This is a genomic window from Thermobifida cellulosilytica TB100 (genome assembly GCF_001517975.1).
Lineage (GTDB): Bacteria > Actinomycetota > Actinomycetes > Streptosporangiales > Streptosporangiaceae > Thermobifida > Thermobifida cellulosilytica.
In genome coordinates this window covers 1,349,964-1,357,500 of sequence record NZ_KQ950180.1, presented here as the reverse complement: position 1 = coordinate 1,357,500, position 7,537 = coordinate 1,349,964, and the positions used below count along the sequence as shown (strand labels likewise).

Sequence of the window (7,537 nt, the reverse complement as noted above, 5' to 3'; positions counted from 1 at the left end):
ACGACGCCCTGCTCGGCCAGGACGGTCTCGGCCTTGGGGTCGACCTCCAGGCTGACGATCGCGGAGTCCGCCGGGGGCAGGCCCAGCCCGGCGCAGAACCGGTTGGCGAGCGCGACGTTGTGCGCCCCCACGGCCTCCTCCCCGAGGTCGGCGAGCATCTCCAGGGCCGGGGCCAGGCCCGCCCAGGACGCCCACACCGGGGAGACGTTGAACCGGCGCGCGTCGGCGGCCAGGCGCATCCGCGTCCCGTAGAACGTCTCCGCGCCCTCCTCCCCCGCGAACCAGTTGGCGGCGATCGGCGTCAGGTCGGCCAGTGCCTCCTCGGTGCCCGCGAAGAAGCAGGCGCCCCGCGGCCCCAGCAGCCACTTGTAGGCGCTGCACACCAGGTAGTCCACCCGGTCCGCGGGCACGGGCAGCCACCCGGACGACTGGGTGGTGTCCAGCAGCACCCGGGCCCCGTGCGCGGAGGCGGCGGCCAGCAGCGCCTCGACGTCGGTGACGTGGCCGTCGGCGGACTGCACGGCCGAGACCGCGACGAGGGCGACGGTCGGGTCCAGCGCGTCGGCGATCCGCGCCACCGGCACCGCCCGCACCCGCACCCCGCGGTCGGCCAGGGCCAGGAACGGATAGGTCACGGAGGTGAAGTCCTCCTCGGCCACCACGACGGTCGACCCGGCGGGCAGCGACGCCGCGACCAGGCCGACGAACTGGGAGGTCTGCGAGCCGACCGCGACTCGGGACACGGGCACCCCCACGAGGCGGGCGAAGGCGGTGCGCGACCGCTGCACGAGCCGGTCGAAGAAGGCCAGGGACAGTCGGCCCGCGGCGCGGTCGCGTTCGACGGCCAGCGTCGCCTCGTGGGCGGCGCGGGGCGGCAGCCCGTAGGAGGCGGTGTTCAGGTAGACCACGTCCCGGGTGAACTGGTCGCGGACTGAGGCGGGAAGCAGCGGCGCGGTGTCCATGCCTGCATCCTCGGTGGCCGCAGGCCAAAGAACAAGAAGAGATCTTCGTCAGCTCCCATAAGTGTCATTGATACCTTGGGGGTGTGCTGGACCTGACCCGACTGCGCGTGCTGTGCGAGGTGGCCCGGCTGGGCTCGATGACCGCGGCCGCGCGCGCCCTCTCCTACACCCAGCCCGCCGTCTCCCACCACATCTCCCGCCTCGAAGCGGAGGTGGGCACCCCGCTGGTGGTGCGGCACGGGCGCGGCGTGCGGCTCACCGAGGCGGGACGGGTCCTGGTCGGCCACGCCGACGCCGTGCTGGCCCGGCTGGCGGCCGCGGAGGAGGAGGTCGCGGCCGTCGCGGGACTGCGGGCGGGCCGGGTCCGGCTGGCGGCCTTCCCCACGGCCACCGCCGGGCTCGTGCCGCAGGCCCTGGCCGCGCTGCGGGAGCGCGCCCCCGGGGTCGCGGTCACCCTCGTCGAGGCGGAGCCGCCCGAGTCGCTGGCGCTGCTGCGGGAGGGCGAGGTGGACGTGGCGGTCGCCTTCGCCTACGACGAGACACCCCCCGACGCGGGCACCGGCACCCGCGAGGTCGTGCTCTCCCGGGAACGGGTCCGGCTGCTGCTGCCCGCCGACCACCCGCTCGCCGCCGAGCACACCCTGGACCTGGCGGCGCTGCGCGGCGAGACCTGGGTGGCGGGCTGCGAGCGCTGCCGGGCGCACCTGGTCCACGTCTGCCGGAACGCGGGCTTCGAACCGCGCGTCGCCTACGCCACCGACGACCACCTGGCCGTGCAGCGGCTGGTCTCCCTGGGGCTGGCGGTCGGGGTGCTGCCGCAGCTCGCCCTGTCGCTGCACCGGGGGGAGAACATCGCCGTGGTGGACTCCCCGGAACTGGGGTGGCGCCGCCTGTTCGCGGTGGTCGCCGCAGGACGGGTGCCGCCCGCGGTCGCCGCGCTCGTCGACGAGCTCGCCGCCGCGGTGGGTCAGTCCGACCGGGGGAACCAGCAGCACGGGTCGTAGACGCGGGCGGCCACGGAGATGCGCTGTTGCAGGGCGGCCCGCAGCGCCCGGTGCAGCCCGTCCTCCAGGTACAGCTCACCCCGCCAGCGCACCACGTGCGGGAACAGGTCGCCGAAGAAGGTCGAGTCCTTGGCGAGCAGGTGTTCCAGATCCAGAGTGGCCTTGGTGGTCACCAGCTCATCCAGACGGACCTGAGTCGGCGCGATCCGCATCCACGCGCTCCGGGACAGGCCGTGATCGGGATAGGGACGGCCGTTGCCGACCCGCTTGAAGACCATGCGCCCATGGTAGTCATCCGGGAACTTTCGGTGACGGGCGGGGTGGGGACCCGCACACCGGCGGCGGGGCGCCCGGCGCGAAAAGCCGCGGGCCCCGGAGAACCGGGGCCCGACAGGTCACTTCTTGGTGACGGGTTCCAGCACGTCGCGGCCGACGAAGGGACGCAGCGCCTCGGGCACCACCACGGAGCCGTCCTCGCGCTGGTGGTTCTCCAGGATCGCGACGATCCAGCGCGTGGTGGCCAGCGTTCCGTTGAGCGTGGCGGCGAACCTCGGCTTGCCGTCGGCGTCGCGGTAGCGGATGTTGAGGCGGCGGGACTGGAAGTCCGTGCAGTTCGAGGTCGAGGTGAGTTCGCGGTAGCACCCCTGGCTGGGCACCCACGCCTCGCAGTCGTACTTGCGCGCCGCGCTCGTGCCCAGGTCGCCCGTTGCGATGTCCACCACCCGGTAGGGCACCTCCAGCAGGTCGAGCATCTCGCGCTCCCAGCCCAGCAGGCGCAGGTGCTCCTCGTGCGCCTGGTCGGGATGGGCGTAGACGAACATCTCCACCTTGTTGAACTGGTGCACCCGGATGATGCCGCGCGTGTCCTTGCCGTAGGAGCCCGCCTCGCGGCGGAAGCAGGAGGACCAGCCGACGTAGCGGGTGGGCAGCATGTCGGCGGGCAGGATCTCGTTCGCGTGGTAGCCGGCCAGCGGCACCTCGGAGGTGCCCACCAGGTACAGGTCGTCGGCGGGCAGGTGGTAGACCTCGGCGGAGTGCTCCCCGAGGAAACCGGTGCCCTCCATGGTCTCGGGCTTGACCAGCACCGGCGGGATCACCGGGGTGAAGCCGTTGGCGGCGGCCCGCTGCATGGCCAGGTTGAGCAGCCCCAGCTCCAGCATCGCCCCGACGCCGGTGAGGAAGTAGAACCGCGCCCCGGACACCTTGGCGCCCCGGTCGGTGTCGATCGCGCCGAGCATCTCCCCCAGCTCCAGGTGGTCGCGGGGGGTGAAGTCGAACTCGCGCGGGGTGCCGACCTGGTCGACCACCACGAAGTCGTCGACGCCGCCCACCGGAGCCTCGGCCTCCACGATGTTCGGCACGGTCCGCAGCAGCGCGGCGAGCTCCGCAGAGAGCGCCTCGGCCTCGGCCTCGGCGGACTTGACGTCGGCCGCCAGTCCTTTGGCGCGCGCCAGCAGCGCCTCACGCTCGTCCGCCGACGCGCGCGAGACGGACTTGCCGACGCTCTTCTGCTCGGCGCGCAGCGACTCGAACCGCGCCAGGGCGGCACGATGCCGTGAATCCAGGTCCAGCAGTCGGTCGACGACGGACTCGTCCTCGCCGCGGGCCCGCTGCGATGCGCGCAGCCGGTCAGGGTCATCCCGTAGAGCTCGAAGGTCGATCACGTTGAGCAGGGTACCGGTATCCCGGCTTCGACCCACAGTGTCAGATTGTTTCTGGAACGATAAGGCCGTCGGCCGCATCCAATGAGGTCGACGGACCTGTCACCGGGACACGGTACGTACGAAGTGGAGGAACTCGAGACAGGGGGGACGGCGGGATCCCGCGTCGTACGGATCTCGCCGCGGCCGGGAGGACTCCCGGCCCTTGCTCCGCACCGGTGTGGTGGCGGAGCGGAAAGGGGGAAGAACACCATGACGCAGAACTGGGGGATGAAGCCGGTCGGTGCGATGACCGCCATGGAGATCCGCGCGGCGCTGGACCGGCTCGACGAGGTCGCGCCCGAGGACACCGCCCTGGAGCTGGCGCTGCGGCACGAGCTGTACCGCGTGGCCTCGGAGGACTGGATGTTCGACGAGGACTCGGTGCTGGTGGGCTGAGGCCGCCGGAGCGCCGGTCGGCGCCGCCGGGGGCCAGGCGGCGCCTCGCGGGCCCCGCTTCTCGGGAGCCCGCCTCACCTGGGGATCCGCGACCGCGGAACCCGCTTCCGTCCGTTGTAATGGCGCACCGCGGAGTCGCCGTTCGAGCCCGGGGAGAAGTGCCCGGGGTACGCGCCGACCGTGGTGTACTCGGAGTGTCCGTTGCCGTTCGGCCACTGGTGGCCGTTGGAGCCCTGCTCCGGGACGACGAAGCGGGAGGAGTTGCGGGGCAGGGTGCAGGAGTGCCCGTTCGCGCCGTTGGGCCCGTACCCCGCGAACACCGGCTCCGGGCGGTCCCCGAACAGGTCGTCGCGGACGTGCTGGCCGCTGCCCAGGGCCTCGTGACGTCCGCTCCGGACCAGTCCGAGCAGGCTGTTGAGCGGCCCCTGGCGGCCGATGACGAACCACGCCACGGCGCCGAGGACCGGCAGTTGCAGGACCGCGAGCGCCCACAGCAGCTTGCCGCCCCGGGTGAGGGCACGCGTGGACAGTACGGAGGCCAGGGCCGCGATGACCAGCGTGAGCAGCGCGATCGTGAGCAGGCCTCCGACCGTTCCCAGAATTATGGCGGTGCTGTCCGACATCGGCTGCTGTGTCACGGCTGCCGTGAACCTCCCGTGCGCGGTCCCTCACAGTGCGGTATCTCCAGCATGGGGACTCACGTCCCAACACATGTCAGTGGCACGGCCACCTCACGGTAAAACTCCCCGCGTGCGCGGTGCCGGAGGTCCGGCGTACGCGGGACCGGCCCGTCGATACGGTGAGTACACGGTCCGCCGGGGAGGCGGGCCCGACGGGACGGAGATGGCGATGTCGGAAGAGAACTCGGCCGGTGAGGCCAGGGTCCCCGCTGCTGCGACCTGGGGCCTGTTCGTGGCCTGGGCGCTCCACGACGCCGAGGAGCTGGTGACCATGGCGCACTGGTCGCGCCGGGCGCGGCCCCGGCTCGAGAAGGCCCTGCCGTGGGTGCCGTCGGCGGTGTGGGACCGCATGGACGTCTCCCAGGAGCACGTGAACCTCTCCCTCGGGCTGATGGGGTGCGTGGTCGCCGCGGCCGCCGCCGAAGGGGCCCGCACCAACGGCCGCAGCCCCTTCTACCAGGCCGTGCTCACCGGGTTCGGGCTGCACACCGTCTCGCACGTGGCCTCGGCCGTCGTGACGAGGGGCTACACGCCGGGAGTGGTGACCGCCCCGCTGGTGGCGGCGCCGTTCACGCTGTGGGCGCGGCAGCGGCTGCGCCGCGCCGGCGTTCCCGAGGCGCAGACGGGACCGGCCGCGGCCCTGCTCTTCCTGCCCCTGGTGGCCGGGGTGCACGGGGCCGCCGGGGCGCTGCTGGCCGCCCGGGACCGGTGGCGCCGCCGCTCCCGCACCGGCCGCTCCCGGCGCGGCTGAGCCGCGTCCGGAGCGTGGCGGAGCGGACACGTACCGCGAAAGCTACTGCTCGGTTCGTCTGCGCGCGGTGGTGACCTGCTGCTTTACTGAGCCCATGGGTGAGCGTCGACAGACCTGCACGAGCAGTTCCTTGCAGTGTGACGCGAACGTTCCGAGCGAGGGCGTCGGCGGCCTCCGCGGAGGAACGGCCGACCCGCGCGCCTGACCATGCTGGAGCAACCGGGCTATCTGCGGGTCGCCGAGAGCCTGCGCGAACCCATCCTCACCGGGGAACTCCCCCCGGGGACACGGCTGCCGTCCCGCGCCCAACTGGCCCGCCGCCACGCGGTGAGCGACCAGGTGGCGCGCAGCGCACTGCGGCTGCTCATGGCGGAAGGACTGATCGAAGGGCGGGCCGGGTCCGGCTACTACGTCCGCGCGCCCGCGGCCGAGCTCCTGCTGCCCCGCGCCGCGCACGCCTGCGACCTCGGACCGCTGCGCACCGAGCGGCTGGGGGCCCGCAGCGAGACCGCGTCCGCCGCGGTGGCGCAGCGGCTCGGGGTGCGCGTGGGAGAGCCGCTCTACCAGACCGAGTGCCTGGGGTACGCGCAGGGCACGCCGATCGCGCTGTACATCGCGTGGGAGCCCGCCCTGCTCACGCTCAACACCGGACGGACGCCGGGAGAGCTTGCCGAGGTCAGTGTCGCCGACCGCCTCGCCGGGGTCGGGATCGTCGTGGACCGGGTCGAGGAACAGGTGTCGGTCCGCAACCTGCGAGAACCGGAGGCGCGTCGGCTCGCCCTGGCCCCCGGGGCGACCACGCTGGTGATCCAGCGCACCCACTTCGCCGGGCGGCGCCCGGTCGAGACCTCCGACCTCATCGTCTCGGCCGACCACTGTCGGCTCAGCTACCAGTTGCCGCTGCCCCGCAGCAGCGCGGAGGGCGCGCCCGGGCGCGGCGGCGGACCGTTTTCGGGCGGCTCCCGGGGCACGGAGCGGGCCTCCCGGGCGGGACCTGAGGGAGCGGAGAGAACGGCGGCGGAGTGAGCGGCCGCGCACGCCGGTGGGGCACCGGTGGGGCGGCCGTGCCGTGCGGGGCGGGGAGCGGTGCGGGCGACAGCCGCCCGGAAACGCCGACAGCCCACGTCGGCGGGCGACGTGGGTGGTGTGCCCGGCTGTCTCCCCGGTGGAGCACCGGGGAGACAGCCGACGGAGAACGACAAGGGCGGTCGATCCGTGTGGACCGGCGGCGCGTCCTAGTCGTTGTCGTTGACGTTGATGCTGCCGGCGCAGGCCTCGGAGTTGAGCAGGTTCAGGTTCAGGCCCAGGCCCTGGAACAGGCCGGCACCGGTGGCCTCCTGCGTCGAGACACACTGGATCGCCTCGGTGGCGGTGACGTCGGTGTCGTTGCCGGCCAGAGCGGCCGGGGCGCCAGCGCCGACCAGGCCCGCGGCCATCGCGCCCACGGCAGCCAGCTTCATGATTCGCCGCATTGCTCCATACCTTTCGATAACGGTAGCGATGGCCGAGAACGGCCACCGATCAAACGGTTCGCGTCAGACCGATTCGGTTCGGCGACGCACTGCAACGATGCCTCATCAATCGCGGCTGAGGAATGAACCAGTGCGCGCCATGCCGTTTCTTTGCATCCATTGATGCTTTCATTACCGTCCGCTCTCCGGAACGCCCGAACGAAAAAGGGGAAAGAGGAGAAAAACGGGAAACGCCTCCCGCGCGGGAGCGCGGGAGGCGGCTGTTCCGCTCTTCAGCGGACGGAGCCGGAACGCTCTCGTCCCGACGCTGTACCGCGGGTTCTAGTTGTTGTTGACGTTCACGCTGCCGCTGCACGCGGAGGAGTTGAGCGCGTTGACGTTCAGCCCCAGGCCGATGAGCAGGCCCAGGCCCTGTGCGGACTGCTTGGAGACGCACTGCGCCGCGCGGCGAAGGCCGCGTACAGGACCAGCACCGACAGGCCGCCGACCAGCGACAGCAGGCCCTCGACGATCGCGAACCAGAACGCGGGCCGTCCGGTGAGCCGTTTGGAGGCCAGCGAGCCCACGCC

Annotated in this window: 9 protein-coding genes and 1 pseudogene; 4 read left to right on the top strand and 6 right to left on the bottom strand. The window is 72.6% G+C overall.

Annotated elements, in window-relative coordinates; all coding sequences use genetic code 11:
- On the bottom strand, nucleotides 1-962 hold a 962-nt coding region (locus AC529_RS05815; RefSeq protein ID WP_068754590.1), incomplete at its 3' end, for an aminotransferase class V-fold PLP-dependent enzyme.
- A gap of 83 nt (nucleotides 963-1,045) precedes the next feature.
- Here AC529_RS05815 and AC529_RS05810 point away from each other — a divergent pair.
- A complete protein-coding gene (locus AC529_RS05810; RefSeq protein ID WP_068754157.1) occupies nucleotides 1,046-1,966 on the top strand; it encodes a LysR family transcriptional regulator in 921 nt (306 codons plus the stop codon).
- On the opposite strand, the gene AC529_RS05805 is transcribed toward AC529_RS05810, so the two are convergent.
- Nucleotides 1,930-2,244, bottom strand: a complete 315-nt coding sequence (locus AC529_RS05805) for a type II toxin-antitoxin system VapB family antitoxin (RefSeq protein ID WP_068754155.1) — start codon at nucleotides 2,242-2,244, stop codon at nucleotides 1,930-1,932. The two genes, AC529_RS05810 and AC529_RS05805, sit on opposite strands and share 37 nt — an antisense overlap.
- Before the next feature lie 117 nt (nucleotides 2,245-2,361).
- A complete protein-coding gene (gene serS / locus AC529_RS05800) occupies nucleotides 2,362-3,630 on the bottom strand; it encodes a serine--tRNA ligase (RefSeq protein ID WP_068754153.1) in 1,269 nt (422 codons plus the stop codon).
- Nucleotides 3,631-3,879: 249 nt separating this feature from the next.
- Between serS and AC529_RS05795 the strand changes: the two genes are divergently transcribed.
- Nucleotides 3,880-4,065 (top strand): hypothetical protein, encoded by a 186-nt coding sequence (locus AC529_RS05795; protein WP_068754151.1) that lies wholly within the window; start codon nucleotides 3,880-3,882, stop codon nucleotides 4,063-4,065.
- A gap of 74 nt (nucleotides 4,066-4,139) precedes the next feature.
- On the opposite strand, the gene AC529_RS20805 is transcribed toward AC529_RS05795, so the two are convergent.
- Nucleotides 4,140-4,688 (bottom strand): PLD nuclease N-terminal domain-containing protein, encoded by a 549-nt coding sequence (locus tag AC529_RS20805; protein WP_232306586.1) that lies wholly within the window; start codon nucleotides 4,686-4,688, stop codon nucleotides 4,140-4,142.
- A 226-nt stretch (nucleotides 4,689-4,914) separates the two neighbouring features.
- Between AC529_RS20805 and AC529_RS05785 the strand changes: the two genes are divergently transcribed.
- Both AC529_RS05785 and AC529_RS05780 read left to right on the top strand, forming a co-directional pair.
- Nucleotides 4,915-5,496, top strand: a complete 582-nt coding sequence (locus AC529_RS05785; protein ID WP_068754147.1) for an HXXEE domain-containing protein — start codon at nucleotides 4,915-4,917, stop codon at nucleotides 5,494-5,496.
- A 207-nt stretch (nucleotides 5,497-5,703) separates the two neighbouring features.
- The gene (locus tag AC529_RS05780; protein ID WP_083947946.1) at nucleotides 5,704-6,522 is read left to right on the top strand and encodes a GntR family transcriptional regulator; all 819 of its coding nucleotides are present in this window, start codon (nucleotides 5,704-5,706) and stop codon (nucleotides 6,520-6,522) included.
- Nucleotides 6,523-6,731: 209 nt separating this feature from the next.
- Here the strand turns inward: AC529_RS05780 and AC529_RS05775 are convergent, their stop codons facing one another.
- Complete coding sequence (locus AC529_RS05775) at nucleotides 6,732-6,968, bottom strand: hypothetical protein (protein ID WP_068754146.1); 237 nt, start codon at nucleotides 6,966-6,968, stop codon at nucleotides 6,732-6,734.
- A gap of 380 nt (nucleotides 6,969-7,348) precedes the next feature.
- Nucleotides 7,349-7,537, bottom strand: a pseudogene (locus tag AC529_RS20350) (polyamine aminopropyltransferase); the annotation flags it as partial.

Excerpts from the sequence above, each read along its gene's own strand:
- AC529_RS05805 (WP_068754155.1), bottom strand. The coding sequence starts at position 2,244 with ATGGTCTTCAAGCGGGTCGGCAACGGCCGTCCCTATCCCGATCACGGC.
- AC529_RS05795 (WP_068754151.1), top strand. The coding sequence starts at position 3,880 with ATGACGCAGAACTGGGGGATGAAGCCGGTCGGTGCGATGACCGCCATG.
- AC529_RS20805 (WP_232306586.1), bottom strand. The coding sequence starts at position 4,688 with ATGTCGGACAGCACCGCCATAATTCTGGGAACGGTCGGAGGCCTGCTC.
- AC529_RS05785 (WP_068754147.1), top strand. The coding sequence starts at position 4,915 with ATGTCGGAAGAGAACTCGGCCGGTGAGGCCAGGGTCCCCGCTGCTGCG.
- AC529_RS05780 (WP_083947946.1), top strand. The coding sequence starts at position 5,704 with ATGCTGGAGCAACCGGGCTATCTGCGGGTCGCCGAGAGCCTGCGCGAA.
- AC529_RS05775 (WP_068754146.1), bottom strand. The coding sequence starts at position 6,968 with ATGCGGCGAATCATGAAGCTGGCTGCCGTGGGCGCGATGGCCGCGGGC.